Annotated in this window: 15 protein-coding genes and 1 pseudogene; 8 read left to right on the top strand and 8 right to left on the bottom strand. The window is 45.6% G+C overall.

The window, feature by feature from the left end; all coding sequences use genetic code 11:
• Positions 1 to 162: 162 nt before the first annotated feature.
• Positions 163 to 1,644, bottom strand: coding sequence for a tagaturonate reductase (locus tag HMPREF0645_RS12280; protein ID WP_007175370.1), 1,482 nt, complete (start codon positions 1,642 to 1,644; stop codon positions 163 to 165).
• Between the two features lie 271 nt (positions 1,645 to 1,915).
• On the opposite strand from HMPREF0645_RS12280, the gene pyk reads away from it, so the two are divergent.
• The 7 genes from pyk (at position 1,916) to HMPREF0645_RS12250 (ending at position 10,670) form a co-directional block, all read left to right on the top strand.
• Entirely contained in the window at positions 1,916 to 3,361 is a 1,446-nt protein-coding gene (gene pyk / locus HMPREF0645_RS12275) for a pyruvate kinase (protein WP_007175369.1), read from the top strand.
• A gap of 932 nt (positions 3,362 to 4,293) precedes the next feature.
• On the top strand, positions 4,294 to 5,607 hold the full coding sequence (locus HMPREF0645_RS12270; RefSeq protein ID WP_007175366.1) for an ATP-binding protein: 1,314 nt from the start codon (positions 4,294 to 4,296) through the stop codon (positions 5,605 to 5,607).
• 579 nt (positions 5,608 to 6,186) lie between these two features.
• Positions 6,187 to 6,507 carry a helix-turn-helix domain-containing protein gene (locus HMPREF0645_RS12265; protein ID WP_007175365.1) on the top strand — a complete coding sequence of 107 codons (321 nt, stop codon included), beginning with the start codon at positions 6,187 to 6,189 and terminating at the stop codon, positions 6,505 to 6,507.
• 3 nt (positions 6,508 to 6,510) lie between these two features.
• Positions 6,511 to 7,767, top strand: a complete 1,257-nt coding sequence (locus HMPREF0645_RS12260) for a type II toxin-antitoxin system HipA family toxin (protein WP_007175364.1) — start codon at positions 6,511 to 6,513, stop codon at positions 7,765 to 7,767.
• A gap of 48 nt (positions 7,768 to 7,815) precedes the next feature.
• Positions 7,816 to 7,974, top strand: coding sequence for a hypothetical protein (locus HMPREF0645_RS13730; RefSeq protein WP_007175363.1), 159 nt, complete (start codon positions 7,816 to 7,818; stop codon positions 7,972 to 7,974).
• 136 nt (positions 7,975 to 8,110) lie between these two features.
• Positions 8,111 to 10,171, top strand: a complete 2,061-nt coding sequence (locus HMPREF0645_RS12255; protein WP_007175362.1) for a TonB-dependent receptor — start codon at positions 8,111 to 8,113, stop codon at positions 10,169 to 10,171.
• A 124-nt stretch (positions 10,172 to 10,295) separates the two neighbouring features.
• Positions 10,296 to 10,670, top strand: coding sequence for a DUF4377 domain-containing protein (locus HMPREF0645_RS12250; RefSeq protein WP_007175361.1), 375 nt, complete (start codon positions 10,296 to 10,298; stop codon positions 10,668 to 10,670).
• Between the two features lie 810 nt (positions 10,671 to 11,480).
• On the opposite strand, the gene mnmE is transcribed toward HMPREF0645_RS12250, so the two are convergent.
• From mnmE to HMPREF0645_RS12215, 6 genes and pseudogenes are all read right to left on the bottom strand, one after another.
• On the bottom strand, positions 11,481 to 12,857 hold the full coding sequence (mnmE, locus tag HMPREF0645_RS12240) for a tRNA uridine-5-carboxymethylaminomethyl(34) synthesis GTPase MnmE (RefSeq protein WP_007175359.1): 1,377 nt from the start codon (positions 12,855 to 12,857) through the stop codon (positions 11,481 to 11,483).
• Between the two features lie 60 nt (positions 12,858 to 12,917).
• Positions 12,918 to 13,790: a nucleoside phosphorylase gene (locus HMPREF0645_RS12235; protein ID WP_007175358.1), complete on the bottom strand. Its 873-nt coding sequence runs from the start codon at positions 13,788 to 13,790 to the stop codon at positions 12,918 to 12,920.
• 56 nt (positions 13,791 to 13,846) lie between these two features.
• On the bottom strand, positions 13,847 to 14,989 hold the full coding sequence (locus tag HMPREF0645_RS12230; protein ID WP_044123640.1) for a hypothetical protein: 1,143 nt from the start codon (positions 14,987 to 14,989) through the stop codon (positions 13,847 to 13,849).
• A gap of 124 nt (positions 14,990 to 15,113) precedes the next feature.
• A pseudogene (locus HMPREF0645_RS12225) lies at positions 15,114 to 15,476 on the bottom strand (DUF488 domain-containing protein).
• Positions 15,477 to 15,674: 198 nt separating this feature from the next.
• Entirely contained in the window at positions 15,675 to 16,628 is a 954-nt protein-coding gene (locus HMPREF0645_RS12220; RefSeq protein WP_007175355.1) for an OmpA family protein, read from the bottom strand.
• Positions 16,629 to 16,640: 12 nt separating this feature from the next.
• On the bottom strand, positions 16,641 to 19,052 hold the full coding sequence (locus HMPREF0645_RS12215) for an outer membrane beta-barrel protein (RefSeq protein ID WP_007175354.1): 2,412 nt from the start codon (positions 19,050 to 19,052) through the stop codon (positions 16,641 to 16,643).
• 511 nt (positions 19,053 to 19,563) lie between these two features.
• Between HMPREF0645_RS12215 and HMPREF0645_RS12210 the strand changes: the two genes are divergently transcribed.
• The gene (locus HMPREF0645_RS12210) at positions 19,564 to 21,264 is read left to right on the top strand and encodes a phosphoethanolamine transferase family protein (RefSeq protein WP_007175353.1); all 1,701 of its coding nucleotides are present in this window, start codon (positions 19,564 to 19,566) and stop codon (positions 21,262 to 21,264) included.
• An 83-nt stretch (positions 21,265 to 21,347) separates the two neighbouring features.
• On the opposite strand, the gene HMPREF0645_RS14020 is transcribed toward HMPREF0645_RS12210, so the two are convergent.
• Positions 21,348 to 21,552, bottom strand: a 205-nt coding sequence (locus HMPREF0645_RS14020) for a hypothetical protein (RefSeq protein WP_007175352.1), incomplete at its 5' end; no start/stop codon positions are given.

Raw genomic sequence — 21,552 nt, 5'->3', positions numbered from 1 at the left:
TAAAAAAAAAAGAAAGAGGGCATTAACTTAGGAAGCCACATGCAATTTGTCTTTGCATGTGGCTTCCTGCGTTAATAGCCTTGGTGTTGCCAAGGGTTGGTTTATCATTCGACATTGGCTCTGCGGCTCTTCCCGGTGGGGAAGGGTAGGCGCAGAGGACGTCTAAAGTATGGTCTTGACGGCCTCCAGCATTCCCTTGTCTTGAATGAGGTCCAGATAGGTCTTGACGAGGGCAGTCAGGCCGGGAACCGTTTGGTTCAGGTCTTCTTTCCAGATATAGTCGAAAGCAAGCACACCCTCTGCAATCTTTTGCGTGTCTCCGGTTGCCCAGAGTTCGGTGAGCCTATCCATGATCTTGGGATCGTCGTTTGGCGAAATGGGCGCTCCGTCTGCTTGCTTTCCACCTTTATAATAGGTAATGATGGCGGCGAGTCCGAATACCAGGCCTTTGGGCAACTCGCCCTTGCGCTGCAGGTAAATCTTGACGCCGGGAAGGTCGCGTGTCTCATACTTGGGGAAGCTGTTGAGCATGATGCTCGTTACCTGATGGTCTACAAACGGATTCTCAAATCGCTCCAACACGTCGGCAGCGAACTGCTGAAGCTCGTCCATCGGGAGGTCGAGGGTCTGCATGAGTTCGTCAAACTGCACCTTGTGTATATATTTTCCGAGCACGGGATGTTCGCAGGCGTCGCGCACGATGTCCACACCGCTCAGGTAGGTAACGGGCGACAGCACGGTGTGCGGACCGTTCAGCAAGGTTACTTTGCGCTCATGATAGGGTTTCTCGTTATCGGTGATGAGCACGTGGAGTCCGGCCTTGTGGGCGGGGAATTCTGCCTTCAGCTCATCGACAGTCATGTTTTCTGCTTTCTCAATCACCCAGAGGTGGAAGTTCTCAGCCTTGACCACCAGGTTGTCCTTGTAGCAGATCTTCTCCTGAATTTCCTTGATGGTGTCGCGTGGAAAGCCCGGCACGATGCGGTCTACCAAGGTGGCACAGACATAGCAATACTTCGTGAACCATTCCTTGAAACCCTCGTAGTCGGCTCCCATGTCGTCCTTCCAAAGCTCGATGTATTTGAAGATGCAGTTTTTCAGGTGGTGTCCGTTTAGGAAGATAAGTTCGCAGGGCATGATAATCATACCTTTGGACGGGCATCCGCCAAAGAACTTGTAGCGATGGAACAGCAGCTGAACCAGCTTGCCGGGGTAGCTCGATGCAGGCGCATCGCTGAGCTTGCAGTTGTCGTCAAAGGCAATGCCGGCCTCGGTGGTGTTGGAAATGATGAACCGCATCTCGGGCTGTTCGGCCAAGGCCATGAAAGCCTGGTTCTGGGTGTATGGGTTCAGGGCGCGGCTGATCACATCAACGCGTGTTAGTGTGTTGACGGGTTGCCCGTTTTCCTTGCCTTGAAGATTCACATGGTACAGGCCGTCCTGCCCATTGAGCCAGTCCACCATGCCACGTTCGATGGGCTGTACAACGACAACGGAAGAGTTGAAGTCGGTTTTTTGATTCATGTTGTAGATAATCCAGTCTACAAATGCGCGCAGAAAGTTTCCCTCGCCAAACTGGATAATTCTCTCGGGCATGTTGCCCTTGGGGGCAGTGCGCTTGTTTAGTGCTTGAAGATGGTTCATGATTTGTTTTGTAATGATATAATTTAGAGTTGTTGTTCAATTCATTCACAAAGGTACTAAATTACATGATGCCACAGTGTTAAAGTCAGTGTTAAATATACGTAAACCTTTGCGAAAATGATTCATCAGGCGATTATTTATTTGCGGTTTTCATTGTCATAAAGCTAAAAAACATGTACCTTTGCAAGAGTAGAGTGTTGCCGATGGCCTGAAAGGTTAATTGGCAGGCTAAAGGAACGGGTTTCATAACACACAAAACTCCTCAAAAGAAATGAAACAAACCAAGATCGTATGCTCCATCAGTGACCTGCGCTGCGAAGTTGATTTCCTGCGTAAGTTGTTTTTTGCCGGAATGAATGTTGTCAGGATAAACACAGCTCATGCCACACCCGACGGCATCCGCAAAATTATCAACAACGTGAGAACGGTGTCACCGCACATTGGCATTCTCATCGACACCAAGGGTCCCGAGGTGCGCACCACGGCAGTAAAAACACCGCTGATCTACAAGATTGGAGATGTGGTGAAGATTTTCGGGCGTCCCGAAATGGAGAGCACACACGATAGCGTCAACCTATCTTTCCCCGATATTGCCAATGATGTGAAGGTGGGCGACAACATTCTTTTCGATGATGGTGCAATTGGCATGGTGGTGACCGACATTGTTGGTCCAACAGTCTTCACCCGCGTGAGCAACGATGGGGTTTTAGGCTCGCACAAGAGTGTGAACGTGCCCGGCGAACACATCAGTTTACCGGCCATCACAGAGAAGGACCGGAGAAACATTCTATTGGCCATCGAAGAGGACGTGGACTTCATCGCCCACAGTTTCGTGCGCTCGGCTGCCGACGTGAAAGCCGTGCAGGATATTCTGGACGAACATGATTCAGACATCAAAATAATTTCCAAGATAGAAAATCAGCAAGGGGTGGACAATATCGACGAGATTATTGAAGCCAGTTACGGTATTATGATCGCCCGTGGAGACCTTGGCATCGAGGTACCCCTTGCGCAGATTCCCGGAATCCAACGCAACATTATTTCCAAGTGTGTGCAGAAGCGGAGACCCGTCATCGTGGCCACGCAGATGCTCCACACCATGATCAACAACCCCCGGCCTACGCGCGCCGAGGTAGCTGATATTGCCAATGCCATCTACTCCAACACCGATGCCCTCATGCTCAGTGGCGAGACAGCCACCGGCAAATATCCGCTGGAAGCCGTGCAGACCATGTCATCCATTGCCGAACAAGCCGAAACCGACCGTGCCCACTTTGGAATACAGGATGAAGTGCCCTTGTCTGCCAACTGTTCGCAGCGGGAATTCCTGGCTCATTCGGCCATCAGCTCCACTCGCCAGTTGGGTGTTGCCGGAATCATCACCGACTCTGAGACGGGTGAGACGGCACGTCATCTGGCAGCATTCCGGGGTCCCAAGCCCATCCTTGCCATTTGCTACAAGGAGAAAACGCAGCGCTGGCTCAACCTGTCGTATGGCATCATACCGATTTATCAGAAGGAATATGTCAGCTCAGATTACATGTTCACCGCCGCCCTCCGCATGCTGCGACAGAATAAATATATTGGGTTAGACGACAAGATAGCCTACCTTTCCGGCTCGTTTGGCGAGAATGGTGGCACCACATTTGTCGAAATCAACACCGTCCGCAATGTGTTCGACAAGGGTTACCAGTTCCATTTGCCCGACAGGAGATAGTATAAATACTTTTCAGCTTAACCCATTGGTAAAAATCCATGCCCAACGCAAGGACGAACGAGGCACGTGTGCACATCAAGATAGAGCCTGTATGTTCACGCACTTTGGGATTTATCTTGAAAACACTTTCTTGTTCCTAACGCAGGGTTTAAAAATTTAAAAAGGTAAATTATATAAACAAACACCCCTCTCAAATTTGCTTATTTAAAAATAAGTTTGTCATCGTCCGAAATACGCAAAAATTGCGACAGTTTGTAAACGCCTAACAGTCAGTGCTTTTCAAAAAAATGCCTTTTGATTGCCTATTTTGCCGCTTGCGACTGAGTATCAAACGGCATGATGACAAGGCTTCAACCGCAGTGTGATTGAGGTTCTTCCACGCTGTCGATAAAGCCTAACCATGCTATGAGAAGGCCTCAATCGCAGCAGCCTTATGATTTTTGGCATTGCACGTCCCGGTTTTGACGAAAAATGATAGCTCTTTTTGCTCTGGATGGTCGGAAAATAATGATCCGAAAATGGTAAAAATATTTTTATAATTCAAAATTCATAATTCAAAATTCACAATTAGGCTGCGCGTTGAGCAAGTGGATGCAACAGAACGGTGGAAGGTTAATTGTGAGGAGGGAGGAAGGAAGAGTGAAGAGGGAAGAGTGAAGAAAGAAAGGGATTCAGGAAGCGTCTGAGAGCAATAGGAGTTGACATGTGTGAACTTTTATTCCTACATTATATTTCTTATATCATTCCTATTTTGTGGTTACTTCATGATGTTGTTGACATTGATAAGATATGATGTTATCTTTGAAAAAATGAGTAAAAACAAGAGTTGAGTCATCGAAAATGTGTGAAAACAAACAATTTTATCCTCGAAAAAATGTTTTTTTTGTTTCTTTTATCATAGAAAAAGTGTATTTTTGCAGAAAATATAGCTTATGAAGAGAAAGGTGTTTGAACAGCTTAGAGCATGGAGGGAAAATAGAAACAGGAAGCCATTAATACTTCTTGGTGCTCGTCAGGTGGGTAAGACATGGCTGATGAGAGAATTTGGGAAAGAATGTTATGATACTGTAGCTTACATTAACTGTGACGCGGAGCCTTTGGCAAAAGAACTTTTTACTGATGATTATAATATAGAGCGTTTGCTATTTGCTGTACAGGCTATTACAGGTGTGAAACCAGAAGTTGGGAAAACACTTATCATCTTCGACGAAATACAAGAAGCACCACGTGGGCTCCATAGCTTAAAGTATTTTCAGGAGGAAGCCCCTGAATATCATGTTATGGCTGCAGGCTCTTTGTTAGGCATCACGCTCCATCAAGGCGACTCGTTTCCTGTGGGCAAAGTCGATATGCTCAATGTTTATCCCATGGACTATGAAGAGTTCTTGGAAGCCAATGGGGAAGCGGGTCTTTCACATATGCTTCGTCAGAGGCATTGGAAGATGATAGACGCTTTTGGTCCAAAATTTATAGAACAGTTACGTTACTATTATTTTGTGGGCGGTATGCCTGAAGTGGTTTCTCATTTCGTTCATAATCATGATTTGGCGGAGGTGCGTCAGCTTCAGCAGAATATCCTCGAAGCCTATCGCAATGATATCTCCAAACATAGTTCTAAGACAGAGAGCATACGTATTGGACAGGTGTTAGAGAGTCTTCCATCCCAAATGGCGAAGGAGAATAAGAAATTTATTTATGGAGTCATCAAGCAAGGGGCGAGAGCCAAGGATTATGAGCTGGCCATCCAGTGGCTCATAGATGCAGGGATAATCCATAAAGTGAGCCGTGTGAAGGAAATTCAAGTTCCCATTAAATTCTATGAAGATTTGAACGCTTTTAAGCTCTACCTACTTGACTGTGGTCTATTTGCTTGTATGGTAGATGCACCAGCCAGGCAGATGATAGTAGGTGACAATGTTTTTAAGGAATTCAAAGGCTCCTTTACCGAGCAATATGTATTGCAACAACTTGTGTCGATGAATATTACACCTTATTATTGGAGTAATGATACTTCCCCGGCAGAGATAGATTTCGTTGTTCAATTGAACGATAGAGTCATTCCCATCGAGGTAAAGGCCGAGAAAAATGTGAGAGCTCGCTCTATGAAAACCTATATAGACAGGCATCCTGAGGCAAATCTGAAAGGTCTCCGCCTTTCAATGAAAGGGTATATGGATCAGGGTTGGATGGAGAATGTGCCGTTGTATTCTGTTTTGGGTTTAAAATATAATGATAATATATTATAGCAACAGTTCTTTGAATTTTGAGATAATGGCTACGCAGCTTTCCTCTGCCAGCTAAGGGGTTCTTTGATAGAATCACTAATTGCGCTAATCTGCGAACTAAAGCATAGATTCTTTAGTACAAAATTCATAATTATTCGCAGGCTCATCAACTCGTCACAATTTGGCTACGCGTTGAGCAAGTGGATGCAACAGAACGGTGGAAGATGAAAAGTGAAGAATTAAGAGGGAAGAGTGAAGAGTGAGGAGGGAGGAGGGAAGAATGAAGAGTTAAGAATACGATTGTCCAAAACGAAGTGCAATAAAAGAATGGCTCTCCGAGAGAGAGATAATAATGTGTTTTTAGCAATGCTATGGAAAGATAACGAATAACATACTGTTTGTTGAAAGGTGAATAAGGTGCATGCAAACAACATGATAGCATTTAGTTTTTGCTCAAAATAAATGATGCCAAGATGTGCACTTTTCTATGTTTAATATATTATTAAATAAATAAAAAGCGTTACTTTTGCATATTATATGATAGGTTGGTTGCAGCAAAGTCATCAACATAGTTGCTTTACACTTTAAACTGATGTAGTCATGGCAAAGAATACAATGGGAACCAAGCTTCCCCGAAAATTGGAGCAGAAGATGCAGATTGTTGGCGAGCAGATTAAGCTAGCTCGTTTACGTAGGAATCTGAGTGTGGCTCAGGTGGCAGAACGGGCTACCTGTTCACCGCTTACCGTGTCTCGAATTGAAAAAGGTATTCCAACTGTTGCTATAGGAATTTATGTGCGTGTGTTGTATGCCTTGCAGCTCGATGATGATATTTTGCTGCTTGCCAAAGAAGATAAAATGGGAAAAGCATTGCAGGATTTGAGTTTGAAGACGAGGAAACGTGCCTCTAAAAAGGGATAAGCGATGAAAAGGTTGTATGTATATGCCGATTTCGATTGGCTCAAAGAAGTGGAACTCATAGGCGAATTGGGCTATGAGTCTCTTCGTGGCACAGACAGCTATAGCTTTACTTTCAATAACGAATGGTTGAGGAAGCACGGAGAATTGTTTTTGAGTGATGATCTGAACAATTATCCAGGGCAGCAGTACTCGCTACCTGAGAAGGATATATTTGGATGCTTTTCTGATGCCTTGCCGGATCGTTGGGGACGTACTTTGTTGTTGCGTCGTGAGCAAATTGTTGCGGCAGAAGAAAAACGCCCCGTTAGGAGATTGTCATCTTTCGATTTCTTAACCGGAATCGATGATTTCTCTCGAATGGGTGGATTCCGTTTTAAGGAAATTCCTGATGGTGAATTTATAAATGTAAGTGAATCGTTGAAAATTCCACCTTTGACAGATATTCGGGGATTGATTGCTGCCAGTGCAGAGATTGAGAAAAGCGAAGAAAAGAATATACTCCCTGACAGGAAGTGGATTGCACAACTTGTGCATCCCGGAACATCATTGGGCGGTGCAAGACCTAAAGCTAATGTTATAGATACGGATAAAACTCTTTATGTAGCCAAGTTCCCTTCTCGGAAGGATGAATATGATGTTGGAATTTGGGAGCATTTTAGCCATCAGCTTGCAATAAAAAGCGGAATCAGCGCAGCTAAAACCGGAGTGATGGCGAACGGGGGAGAGTATCATACATTGCTGTCGCAACGCTTTGACAGAACTCAAGAGGGAAGACGTATTCATTTTGCATCGGCCATGACCCTGTTGGGGTTGAGTGATGGAAATAATGCAACAAGTGGGCATGGCTATTTGGATATTGTTGATTTTATAATTCAAAACTGCACGGATGTAGAGAAAAACCTGCAGGAACTCTACCGTCGTGTGGCTTTCAATATTTGCATTGGTAATAGTGATGACCATTTCTGCAATCATGGTTTTCTTTTGACGGCAAAAGGGTGGATATTGTCTCCAGCTTATGATATGAACCCTACTTTGAATGAATATCAAAGTCTGCTCATCTCGTCTACTTCCAACAAGGCAGATTTAAGTATATTATTGGATGCTTGTGAGGAGTATATGCTCAACAGGAATACAGCAGAGAAAATTGTATCAGAGGTGGTTGAAGCCGTAAAAGGATGGCGGGATTTGGCTGTACGGTCAGGCCTTTCTAAAAGAGAAATGGATATTTTTAGCGGAGTGTTGGATGGACGAGTCTTGTGAAATTTATGAATAGCATTTATCTCCTACCCAATTTGGCTATGGTTGGTTATGGCTGCTTATAAGCCATTATTTCCCGATGCAGGAAGAATTCAACTGGAACTCAAATCTATTATTGTTGACAATGTAATTGTCCAAGAAATTGATGGCTATTTAGGAGAAGAGTACTTTCTTAGTATTATGGGCAAAACAGATCCAATCTCAAAATGAATGAGACGAACGTTGTCTGTTACGTTATTTTCATGCAAAAGTTTTGGTAATAGTAGTTAAAGAGTTAAAAGTATTGTCTTTTAAGTACAGAAGAAGGCATATTGATTATAAGTATAAAACAATAAAAAATTAATAGATGAAAGCATTGTTAGTCATCATAATGAATTTGTGCCTACACGTAACTTATGCACAAAAACCAGATACAACTAAAACTTTTATTCAAGGCAAAGACCTTGGTGAAGTTGTTGTAAAGTCATCTTATCTTACAAGAGAAGGTGATCATATCCTTGCTATTCCTACAAAAGAGCAACGTAAACATGCTGTAACTGGTTATGATTTGTTGAGCAATCTCATGATTCCGGGAGTGTCTGTCGAGCGTTCGACTGGAAGTGTGACAACTCCCAATGGGGCTGCGACTCTCTATATAGATGGGCGTGAAGTTGATTTTCGAGAGGTACAGTCTTTAAGACCGAAGGACGTTTCTCGAGTGGAATATTTTGATGTGCCTAATGGTAAATATGCAAAAGATGCATATGCTATAAACATAATAATGAAACCACTCAACAATGGTGGCTACACGCAACTTGATGCGTCTCAGAATGTAGGCTATCTCTATGGTGATTACAATCTTATTTCGAAATTTGTCACAGGAACCAAAAGTATTAACCTTTGGGCTGGATATTCTTTGGAAAATCCAAAATCGTCTATGGACGAGAATGAGACTTTTATTTTCCCTGATTATCAACTGAATAGACTGCAGCATTACAATAATGCTGACAATAGGCAAACGGAAGAATATGTACAGGTATCAATCAGCAACCGAGGAAGAAAATATATTTGGATGCTTAGAGGTGGTATGGCATGGAATGCCTCAAAAAACGGTGTCAATAATGGAATGACGGAGTATTGGAAAACTGCTGCTGCAATCAAGAACGGTAGCATTTTGGACATTAACACTAGAAACAAATCTTATCGTCCAAGTGTCTATTTTTACGGATCGCACACATTTTCTAACACAAAATCGTTGGATTATGTTTTTGATGGATATTATTCTCGAAACGATTATGACCGTCTCTATAACGATGATAATGTGTCTTTTCGTTCACTTGTCAAGGAAGATTATTATTACATCAAAGCGAATGCAAACTATTCTATGGCGTTCAGTCATAGAAATAGATTGGCTTTCAGTTTATACGAGTTCATGAGAATTAGTGATTCCGAATACATTGGGACTTCTGCATATAATCAAAATTTGCATTCGTCCGAAACCATCCTTTTTGCAGACTATTCCCAACGTTTAGGGAGTTTTTTCTTTGATATTAATCCTGGACTGTCATTTCTAACATATCGTTTGGAGGGGATGAAGTCAATCAATCATCTTACGCCGAGACTTCAAGCAAGGGCTACTTATAGGATAGATAAAGTACAGCAACTTCAATTTATGTTCGCTTTGGGAAACACCTATCCGAGAATAAATACGATTAACAATGTAGAACAGCAGATAGATCCTATCATCATTCTCAAAGGTAATTCTAACATGGATAATTCAATTCTTTTGAATCCGCGATTAAGCCATACCTTGAACCTTAACAAATTCACTTTGCAAACGGGAGTGTCATACTTTTACCAAAATCATTCGATTATTTCGGATTACTATATTCGAGACGGGCATCTTATTAGCACTTTTAGAGATGACTGTATCTATCATCGTCCCAGTGCAGATATGTCTATAACCTATAAACCTTCTGGTACACTTAATATGAAGTTATCCGGTCAATGGGTTAAACATTTAGTTCGAGGAGGAGCAGAGCATCGTAATTTGTCTGCATTCTCTGGGACTGCTATGATAAATTACTATGTTCGGGATTTTTCTTTTGGTGCATCCATAGCGTCACCGGCAAGAGATTTGATAGACAGCCAGATTAGTAGAAAGACATTTTGGCGGTATCAACTATCGGCAATGTGGAATCATGGGAATTGGGCTATCGAAGCTAATGCAAACAATTTATTCATGATGAAGAATAACATTGTAGATGAATTATCTGCATCATATTATTCTTTCAAACAAATAGATCAAAGTCGTAGTTATAATCAGTATGCAAATCTGAAAATTGTTTATAGTTTTGACTATGGCAAGAAGACATCAAAATCACCAGATTACAAACATCAAAATAGTGAAAGTGCAATCTTAAAATAAGAAGGCAAAGACATAATCAAGTCATTGGTAACATGTTCATGCGAAATGCAAATTAAAAATTGCATTCAAACAGTCAATTATAATTATATTTTCACACATATATAAACATTAAAAATTTCAAATTATGAAAAAAAACAAAACAAGAATCGGAATTTTCTTCATTTTGTTAACAGTATTTGCAATGTTTGCAAGCTGTTTAAATGATGACGATGAACCCAAAGACAAGCAGAAGACTGTAACACTATATGTTTCTGCCACAACAGGAGAATGTATCGGTATGACGGGTACACCACACGAATGTATGTTGATAAAAGAAAAGGGAGAAAAGACTTGGGATCCATGCGAGTTCAACGGAATTGAAGGCTTTACATACGAGAAAGGATACGAGTACGAACTTTTGGCTACGAAGACCATATATGCCAATCCACCAGCAGATGGATCAAGCTATGACTATACTCTTATAAAAGTGGTGTCAAAAATGGCAAAGGGAAATGAGTAGTAGAGAGTTTTAATTGTATCAAATCAAACAATGAAAAAAATACCATCTATAATGATTGTAGTTTGGGGAATAGCGGTATTATGTACACTATTCTTGAGTTCATGCAAGCGACCAGAGGTCTTAGACAATAGTACTCTTGTAAATAGCGCAAGAAACGTGGCTTTGACCTTTGGTCCTGCGTATGTTCCATTTTTTAAAGAGGCTAACGTATCGGATGTTCAAGTTTTCAAAAAGGAGGATTACGGAGACAGCCGCCCTCAAATAAGAAAACAGATAGGAAGAAAGTTCTATACTGTAACTTTTACATATGATAGTACTGCCGTTAAATTTAACCTATAGCTCATTGTCTCAGCCATCTTTACTTTCTCCTCACGTCTTGCTGCCTTATAGGCATAACTGTTGCATTGCTTGGAGCAATAACGAGTTGTGGATTTTGATGCATAGAAGCTCTTCCCACAATACTCGCAAATTTTTAGAATTCTTTCTTTGCTTGCTGTCATTTGTACGCTTTTTATACTTTTTTACTTAATTTATTGTAGAAAAAGTCGTCTGTCATTACTCCGTTTATTTTCAATAGTCTTATATCATCGTCCATCATTGTCCAAAACTCTCGGCAATCTTGCACTCATTTGCCAAAAATGGAGTCTCAAATTATTACTTTTGAAAAGTGGAGGTACAAGAGCGGTACAAAAAGGTGCTAAAAAAGCCTTACCATTGATTATAACCAATAGTAAGGCTAAAAAGAAAGGTGCTCATTTTGAGCACCTTAACTATCATTTGTTGTCGATATTATTCGTTGTTTATCACGACTTATTTTCCGATGCAAAAGTTTTTGAAGATATGGGCCAGGGTTTCGTTGGAGGTTATGGTTCCTCCTGTGATTTCACCCAACTCTTCGAGACAGATGCGGAGGTCTTCCGCGAGAAGATCGCCGCTGAGGTTGAGGCCCAGTCCCTCGATGACTCGGGAGATGCCGGTGTGGGCACGGGTGAGGGCTTCATAATGGCGGGCATTGGTCACGATGACGGAGTTGGGGTCGAGATGGGGAATGTCGGCAGCTGCGTAGATGGCTTCTTCCAATTCGTGAAGGCCTTGTCCGTATTTGGCGCTGATGGCGATTGATGAGAAGGAATCGGGTAGGGGGGGCAGGGGAGTGTGCGCCAAGTCTGCCTTGTTTTGAACCACAATGACCTTTTTGCCTTGCGCACGCGAGCAGATGTCGTTGAGTTCCGGCTCTGTGGGCGGTTGGTCAACAACCCATAGGATGATGACGGCCTGTTCCATTTTTTGATAGGCGCGCTCAATGCCCATCTGCTCAATTTGGTCTTCTGTGTGGCGGAGTCCGGCGGTGTCGGTGAAGCGAAAGGTAACGCCATGGATGTCGATCGTGTCTTCTATTACGTCGCGGGTGGTTCCGTGGATGTTGCTGACGATGGCCTTGTCTTCACGCAGTAATTGGTTGAGCAGGGTGCTCTTGCCCACGTTCGTTTTGCCGATGATGGTTACCGGTATTCCTTTTTTGATTGCATTGCCCGTTTCGAAGGATTGTGCCAGGGAGGTGATGTGATTGCTGATGGTTGAGGCGAGGCAACTCAGTTCATCGCGGTCGGCAAATTCGATATCCTCATGGTCGCTGAAATCGAGCTCAAGCTCAATGAGGCTTGTCATCTTGAGCAGTTGTTTCCGGAGTTCGGACAACTCGCTGCTGAAATGTCCCTTGAGTTGGCTTAAGGCAAGTCTGTGGGTAGCCTCGTTGGTGGATGCTATCAGGTCGGCAACGGCTTCGGCTTGCGAGAGATCCATTTTGCCGTTAAGGTAGGCTCTTTGTGTATATTCCCCAGGCTGTGCCTGGCGTGCCCCGGCATCAATCAATGCGTGCAGAGCCTGCTTGAGAATATAGGCCGAACCGTGACAGCTGATCTCGATGCAATCCTCGCCGGTATAGCTGTGCGGAGCCCGATACACGCTCACGATAACATCGTCTATGTCTTCTCCCTGTGCAGATTGCAGCAAACCGTAATGCAAGGTGTTTGCCTGGGCATCGGCCAGCTTCATTCCTCGTTTTGCAGGTCGGAACAGGGCTGTGATGATGCTGATGGCCTCAGGGCCACTCAGCCTTAGAATGCCAATGGCACCCCCCGGGGGAGTGGCTATGGCCACGATGGTGTCGTTACGGTAAGAGTTCATAAACGAATAAGTTATCCTTGGTTTCTGGACTGTGTATCGGGCTTTCCGGAAGCGTGGTGGTTAGATCCTGTCAAGCACTTTGACGATCAAGTCGTCTATGCTGTTTTTGTAGCTGCTGTTTGCCTGCTTGGCTACGCGGTTAGCAATCACCATGCAACAGGTCAGGGCCTTGTGCCCCATCAGGTTGGACATTCCGGCCACGGCGCTCGATTCCATTTCAAAGTTTGTGATGTGCAGCCCGTCGTATTCGAACGACTCAATCTTTGCGTTCAGTTCCGGGTCTGCCAGGGGCACGCGCAGTTGTCGTCCCTGGGGTCCGAAGAATCCGCCGCAGGCAACGGTATATCCGCGCACCATGTCGTCGCCCGCAATGCGGTCAAGCAGTTCGGTGTTGGAAGGAGCAACATACGGATTTCCCATGGCATCTTTCCATCCCACATGTTTTTTAAAAGCTTTCTCCAAGTCGAGGTCACAGTGCTTGTCCCTGTCGGCATAAAAGTTGATCAGTCCGTCGAAGCCGATACTCTTCACCGTTGCCACGTATGTCCCGGTTGGGGTTTCGGGTTGCAGTCCACCGCAGGTGCCGACCCTGACAATCGTCAGTGATTTCAGTTCCGGTTTAGCCTTGCGAGTCTTGAAGTCAATATTGGCCAAGGCATCCATCTCGTTGAGCACAATGTCAATGTTGTCGCAACCAATGCCCGTGCTTTGTACAGTGATGCGCTTGCCCTTGTATGTACCTGTGACGGCTCTGAATTCGCGGTTGTTCACCTCGCATTCGCGTTCGTCGAAATGTGCGGCAACCGTATCCACGCGTCCCGGGTCGCCTACCAGGATTACCTTGTCTGCCAACTGTTCCGGAAGAAGATGGAGATGGAAGATGGAGCCATCGCCATTGATAATCAATTCTGACTCTGCAAAATAAGTGTTCATAAGTGTTTCGTTTTCGGGTTATACATATAAGCTATGAACTGCTAATGCTCATGGACTTATGGCATTAATTCATGCTTTCTGATTTTCTTTTCCAGCAGTTTGACGTCTGCATTTTGCTGCAACAGGTCTTTTTCCAATTGCAATATTTCGCCGGTCATGGTTTTCTTCTCACTCATTTCGGCTGCAGCATAGGTTTGTCTTAACGTGTTGAGTCGTGCCTGTGTGGCTTGCTGCAGGGTGTGCAACTCTTGCAGCTGCTTGTAAAGGTTGCGCCCGGCTTCCGTCCGGAAGTCAGAGAGACTTCTTGCCACACGCTCGTCGTTGATGACAAAAGCCATGGTCTTGTTGTCTTGCTTTGCCGTGGCATTGGCAAGCATTCTCTTCCTGCGGGCAAGTGCCTCCTGCCGGTTGCCAAATTCCCATGTGTCGCTGATAGCCGTCAGTTTGGCGTAATGTTCCAGTTGGGCATGAGTAAGGTCCTCGCTCGTCAAGTCCAACCGTGGGTAGGTGGGCACAAAAGTGTAGATACAAACACTGTCCTCGGGCTGATACCGGTCGCTGACAAGCCATCCCAAGGAGTCGAGGTCGTCAATGGCCAGCAGGTAGTCGTTGGCCGTGGAGTTGTATGGCAGGCCGTAGTTTTGCGGTTCATACCATTCGCCCTTGTCGCTGTCGTATGTTGTCATGAAGATGTCGTAGCCCCCGATGCAATTGTCGCCCTTGGCGGAGAAGAATAGCGTCACCCCGTCGGTGCACAGGAAGGGGAAGTTTTGGAACGGATAGTCATCCTCGTCAATTCCGTTCGTCCGCATGGGGTTGCTCCATCCGTCGCCCAGCAGAACCTGGTCGTGCAACGAGGTTCCGGCCGTGTCTCCCACGGCACACAACCTGCGGTCGGCAAAGTCGTTTTCATATTGCCCTAACAGCATGGCCTTGCTGTCGGACCGTTTGGCCGAAAGTTTCCCGGCCGCATCAACAAGGGGGATTTTTGAGACAAACTCATCCTTGCCCACCACGATGCTGTCGATAAACATCACCTTAGCCGTTGCCGGCAACATGGTGTTGAACAGCTTCTGAGTGGGCGTTTCCACGGCGTCGGCCGATGCTTTTTTCGCCCTTGCCCTTCCTCTTTGCGCGTTTGCAACGGGGATGGAGAGAACCAGAAGGGCAATCAACAGAAATGTCTTAACATGCTTCATTGATAGGATTTTATAAACAAAGATATATAAAATATTTTGGGAGATCAAGAAACAGGCCATATTTTTTGAATTTATAACCTGAACCTTGTCTCCCAAATATGTCTAAGCCCTTGAAAAAATATGCTCACGACTTGCGCATCACCCAATCACGAAGTACCAGGGCATGGTTGCACTTTTCGTTTTTGGCACCATACACTAAGGTCACATCATCGTCTTGCAGTAGTTCCCGGATGTGCTCTGCTACGTGGGCAGCTTCTGGATTGCTGTCAAGCTCTGCCCGATACCGAATGGCAAACTCGTGATAGTTTTCCTCTTGATGCCCAAACCATTTACGTAGATCCGACGAAGGCGCCACGGCCTTGTCCCACTCGTCGATTCGTGCTTTCTATTTCGAAAGCCCTCTCGGCCAAAGGCGGTCTATCAGAATGCGATAACCGTCACTGTCCTCGGCTGCGGTGTAAACGCGTTTAATCTTCAGCTCTTTCATGAACGATACTTATCTTTTAATCAACAACTTGTTTATTCTAACGCAACAAGATGAGCCGGATTAATCCCTTGGGTACAACTCATCAAGTTTACAGACGTATCACATAAAACATAGGGTTTGCTAATTTGCCTTGAGTACATCACATCTTTGTGCGGTTAAGGCAAGTTAGCAAACCCTATCGAGTTTAAAAGGAGTTCCTTACAGTGATATACAGAGATCAACTCTGCGTGCGTAGGTGCTCAAATCCGATTTTGCGTCAATGTTAGACGACAATGTACTCATTTGATTCGCCTTCACTCCATGTCGGAGCAAGTTCGACTTCACACTTTGCATGCGTCGCTTGGCAAGGTTTTGGTTGAAAGCATCGGGTCCGTCCTTACTGGCATGTCCTGTCAATTTGACTTTCAGATCGCGATTGTCAACCAAGAGATCGGCTACAGCCTTGAGCGTTTGTTTTGCCTCGTTGGTGAGCTTATCAGACGATATCTCAAAGAACACCTGTCGCATATTGGTCTCGAAAGGTGTCGTCATGATGGACTTCGCCTGCTCATCAACTTGCGGTTGCTCCATGCTTTTAGGCCCATTCTCTACGAGCGGTTTTTCCAAGGAAGACGCCTGCCTTTTTTGCAGCGTGTTCAGATGGTTGGCCATGGAGTCCAGCTGGTGCTTGACGGCTGGATCTTGCATGTTCTGTCCAAGGTTTCTTAGCTGCTCTTGCAACTGGTCAATTTCCTCTTGCAGGAGTTGTGCCTGCTGGTACTCATCTCTTCTTGCCCTGTCTTCTTGCGGATTTTGCAGATTATTGTAGGGTAGGTATGGGTTCATTCCTGCACCTTGTGGCACATAAACCGGTATACTCTCGACTTGCCTTGACACGGTGTTGTAAACCGGAACGGTGCTACCGGGTTGGTATCCCCTGTTATACCTATATGGGGCCGCACCACTGGTATATGGGGTCGTACCACGATGCGACCTGTATGGGGTTCTTTTATTGCTGGCCGCTACACGCCTAAGTATGTCCATCAGCTCGTTTTTATCCACAACAATCGTGTCTCCCATATCAGGCCAAGCACCCTGTGCAGATGCTTGACCTGTGTACATGAAGGATAGAGCAAGAATGGCGAGTGAGGCCAGACTATGTTTCTTTTGCATGTGTAATGAGTTTTAGAATATGAAAGAATAGCCCACGGCCAGCTGATTCTGCTTGGTCAAGCTGCGTGCAGCATACTCTAAGAACACTTTTCCGCCCAGCATTTCGGTGCTGACACCTGCGATGAGGTTGGAACCGAAGTGCGTGTCTTTGCCATGGAAGATGCCAAGGCCAAAGCCGGCGTAGGGTACGAACTTACCTAAGGAGCTTACCTTGAAGTTGTAAACGATGTTGGCCGATATGCCCATACCACTCTTGTTGGCCATTGCTGCATACAGTTCAGGAACAAAATCTAAATTTGTAGCTGCGATCTGCATGTAGCCTTTCACACCAACATTCCATGTGCTCAGGTCGCCAAAGCCAAATCCTGTGAAAACGCTGAGGCGGTTCAGCTTCAGTCCACTTCCTGTGTTCGGCTGGTAAGTTCCTCCGTTATAGGGAGATGCAGGTGTCAGGTTGGCTCCTGTTGCCACATTGTCTCTGTAGACCACCGTGTTTTCACCACTGTTTCTCTGGCTGATCACTTTATTGAGCTTTTCATTCATGATGCGCAGTTCTGTTCTCAGAAGCTCGGTATCATTGTTTTGAGCAGGCTCTACTCTTTGTACAGGAGCGGGTTCTACTCTTTGTATAGGAGCGGGTTCTACTCTTTGTACAGGAGCGGCAGAACGGTAGGTTTCCCGTGGCTCAACATAGTTGTAGTCGTAGTTGTTGTAGTAACGAGCGTCCTCTTGAGATTCTCTTGCAATGCGAGTCACCAACTCGTTGAGCTGTGCGCGGGTCATCTTGATGTTGTTCTTGGAACTTTCTCCCAGTTCGTTCACCAATTTTCTCTTGATGGCCATCTCGTCATTTTCGATGTCCTGAAGTTCTTGCTTGTGGCGGTCCTTCAAACGTGCAATCTCAGCTACGCGGATTGTGTCGTTAGCCCTCATGGCTCGGTCTAAATCTCTGTCCAGACTGTCAATACGTTTCTCGTAGTCGGCCTTGAGCGCATTAACACGTTCTTCGTACTTTGCGATTTGCTGGTCGTATTCGGATATCTTGCTGTCGTAATCAGCGATTTGCTCGTCATAATCTTCGATCTGTTCGTCGTATTGCGACCTCATCTCGTTGATTCTCTTATTCGAAGCCTCGCGCTGATCGTCGAGTCTGCGGTTAACGTATTTCTTGTATTTCTTTTCGCCATCGGCTGACACGCCAAGGTTAAATCTCAATCCCGCGTTGTACATCACGCTGGTATTGACGTTGTCCGTGTTTTGGATATCTTCTTCCTTAATGCCCTTTTCTTTGGTGATCAGCGCGTTGGCAGCACCGAAGATAGCCATGTATTTTGTTACTGGAATCTCCACGCCGGCACCTCCGAAGGCAAATGCAGAGCTCTTGGCAGACATGTTGCCTCGCTTATCTGCATACTTGTCACCCACTTTCATGTAACCTCCACCGAGCTGCAAGTAGGGGTTGATGCCTCTTGGGAAGTTCAGACGGGTGATGATGTTACCACCATAGAGTGCCAATTCCTCGTTGAACGACAGTGAGAGCTTGTCAGCATCCTTAGTGGCCTGGTAGTAAAAGCCCCTAACACCTACGAGCGGCGTGAAGTCAAAACCTGCGCTTCCTCCTAATAAATAGGTGTCGGTCATCGGCATGTCTTTGTCAAAGTTGAGGTAAGCCATACCCGGTTCTGCAACAAACTTCAAACCCTTGAAGCCACTGGAGAACAGGTTGCGGTACTCGCGGCTGATGGCGTCGCTGCTATCGTCGGTTCTTCCACCCAAGTAAATGTCGAGCGTTGCGCCTGCGGTCCAGTTGTACAGGTGGTTTCCGCCGTCGGCCTTGTTGTATGCAGGACGCATGAGATAACTTCCCTTGCTGGCATTGAACATGGTGTTCTTGGCTTCGAGGGCCAGTGCCATGCGACTGCTCAAGTTGAATTTAGCACCTACGCCCAAGGCCACAAAGAGCTGTTCGTCTTTCATGGGCACATCCGTCAGGAGGATATCGTCTTTGTAGGTGTTGTATTTCATTTTCTGCACACCGGCGCCAGCTGTGAGATATGGGGTCAAGAATGTGCCCTTCCACAGGTTGAGCTTCATCTCCCCACCATATTTGGTCATGTTCAATTTGGTGTTTTGGATATAGCTCGGCCACAGGCTTTCATTCTGCCAGTTTTGCATGCGCACTTTGGCGTCTACATCATTGCTGCGAAAATAGAATCCGCGCAACTCAACGAGTGGTCCGAAACCGAATCCTACTTTTCCACCGTACAACCACATATCGTCAATGGAAAGGTCCTCGTCCCACCAGATGTATTCTGCAGAGGGAGATACAGTGAACGACACGTCACTAACTTGTGCCGCCGACTTGAGGGATCCTAAAAGCAACAAACTTGCCAAGGAAAGCGTTTTGGTTAATTTTTTTTTCATTGCTGAATATTTAATATTTATAAAAAATTTCTATATTAAAGAGAATTCTGATAGGCGGGTAAATGCCTTACCCTTGGGACTATCCGTCAATATGTCTTGGCTAAATTTAAAATAACGTTAGCACTTCTTTCGTAAATTCTATGCAAAGGTAATAAAAATATGTAAAATCTACAAGTGATTTGTCCATTATTTTTTATTTATCTTCATATCGTCAAAGCGTTTTCTTTCGATCTGAGAAACCAGACCATTGTTCGTGTGATTTGCTCATTCAACTACTGCTACTGTTCTGATTTTCCCATCAATGGTCAAGTTTGTAGGCCCGGTCCTGCAAATAATCGCCCCAAAATTGTAGTTTTTCCGAATCTTTATTCGTAATTTTGCGCCGTCAATCGAAAACTGTATCACAATCCTATGACCAAATGATAAAAATTCGGATACAATAACGACTTGACAAACAGCATCACACGGATATATTGTGTTATATTAAATAAGGTGTGTAAACACGAATAGCATGAAATGTGCAATGAACTTCAAGGTAAGAAAAGCTTTTGAGGCGACCAAACGATTTGTAGAGAATAATTTTACGTTTATAACGGTCATGATCTGCTGTAACCTGCCCATCTTGGCCACTTACAGCAACGCAGGTACCAGGGTTGCACAACTGGCCTATATCATTGTGGTCAATGCCTTGCTGGCCCTGCTTGTCGGTGCCGTTCCCTGGAAGAAGGTGCGGCGAGGAATACAAGCCGTCATCATCACTCTGTCGCTGCTGTTCTTTTTCGTCGATACCTATTTTTCATTCTTCTATCAGGGGGTGCCCGATCAGTCCACCCTCGAGGTGATATTTGCCACGACGACAGCAGAGGCGTCGGGCTACATCAGGGCCAACATGATGAGCCTGTGGTTGTATATCGTGTTTGTTGCTGTGCTGTCCCTGTTCTATCTCATCATACGCTATGTGGGCCGTTTCCGCAGGAATGCCCTGCTGGTCACCTCCCTGAGTGCAGGGATATGGCTTGGCGTGATACTCATTGCGGTCAATGTCGTAGAGTCAGAGTGCAGCAGGGACAGAACAACCTACAAGCGACTCAAATACGCCAGTTGCTCGTTCCTGCGCAACACCTTGTTCACGGTCAAGGCCATCAAGAACATGCACGCGCTGAACCGGATGAGGGACGGCATGAAGGCCAAACCCGTGATTGTCAGGAACGAGAGTTCGATTCCCTACGTGGTTTATATTCTGGGCGAATCGACGTCGCGCCATCGGATGGGCATGTACGGCTACCGTCTCGACACCACACCATTCATGAGTGCAAGGGAGAAGCAGGGCGGACTCACCCGGTTTACCGATGTCATCAGCCCCAATGCCACCACCATGAACGTACTGGCCAAGCTGTTCTCTTACTATCGGCATGACATGCCGGGCGAGTGGTATGAGACTGCCGACCTCTTCACCATCCTGAGAGAGGCGGGCTATTACACCACCTGGGTCTCCAACCAGGAATTTTCCGGACGAAATGGCAACAACGCACGCCTGTATGCAGAGCGCTGCAACAACTATGCCTTCACCACCTACAGAAATTCGACGAGCAGCACCATTCGTGAACCCTACGACGAGGCCGTGCTGCCCTTGCTCGACAAGACGTTGCAGACGCCCCGCAAGAAGAATTTCATCGTGGTTCATCTGATGGGGTCTCATCAACTCTACAGCAATCGCTTCCCGCAGGAACGCCGCAAGTTTGGCCCCGAATCAGAAAATGGCCCCGATGAGAAGGTAAGGAGCATCAGGGCCGACTATGACAATGCCGTGAGATACAACGACAGCATCGTCAATGCCATTGTCAGCAGGTTCGAAAACAAGAATGCCATCATTGTCTATACGTCTGACCATGGCGAGGACGTGATGGAAATCAACAAGAAGGCTGCCGGCCACAACGACATCAACCCCAACCAGCTCATGGTGGAAATCCCCATGCTGGTGTGGACGTCCAAGGCGTTTCGGTCGACCTATCCTGCCCTCGCGGATCGTGTGCGCCGCGCGGCCCACCGCCCCTTCGTCACCGAAGACATGATCCACTCACTGCTCGACCTGATGCAAATCCAGACCCCGGAATACCGCGACAGTCTGAGTGTGTTCAGCGACCAATATGACGCCACCCGCCCCCGCTATTTCACGAACCGGCTTTACCGCTCTGCACCATCTCACCCGTAGTGGCATGATAAATCACGCCCCGCCTGCCCATGATTCCTCATGCTCTGCAACACATTTGGGACGGAGCGTGATAAATCACGCCCCTACGGAAAAAATTTAGACTTTGTTTTAAGATCAACTGAGGATATTTGTGTTGATTCAATCCGTTTTGTAAAAGGAATAAGAATCGCCATGTTCAAATGTGTATAAACAAAAACGCCTCGCACGATTTGAGCATTGTTAAGAGGCTTGGCGAGGACTGACAATGCAAAGATACGAATAATCATTGATAACCTCAAATTCGCAACC

Origin of the sequence: Hallella bergensis DSM 17361 (assembly GCF_000160535.1) — a bacterium.
Taxonomy (GTDB): Bacteria; Bacteroidota; Bacteroidia; order Bacteroidales; family Bacteroidaceae; genus Prevotella; species Prevotella bergensis.
Note: the sequence above shows the minus strand (reverse complement) of the source record. Positions and strands in the feature narration are given on the sequence as shown.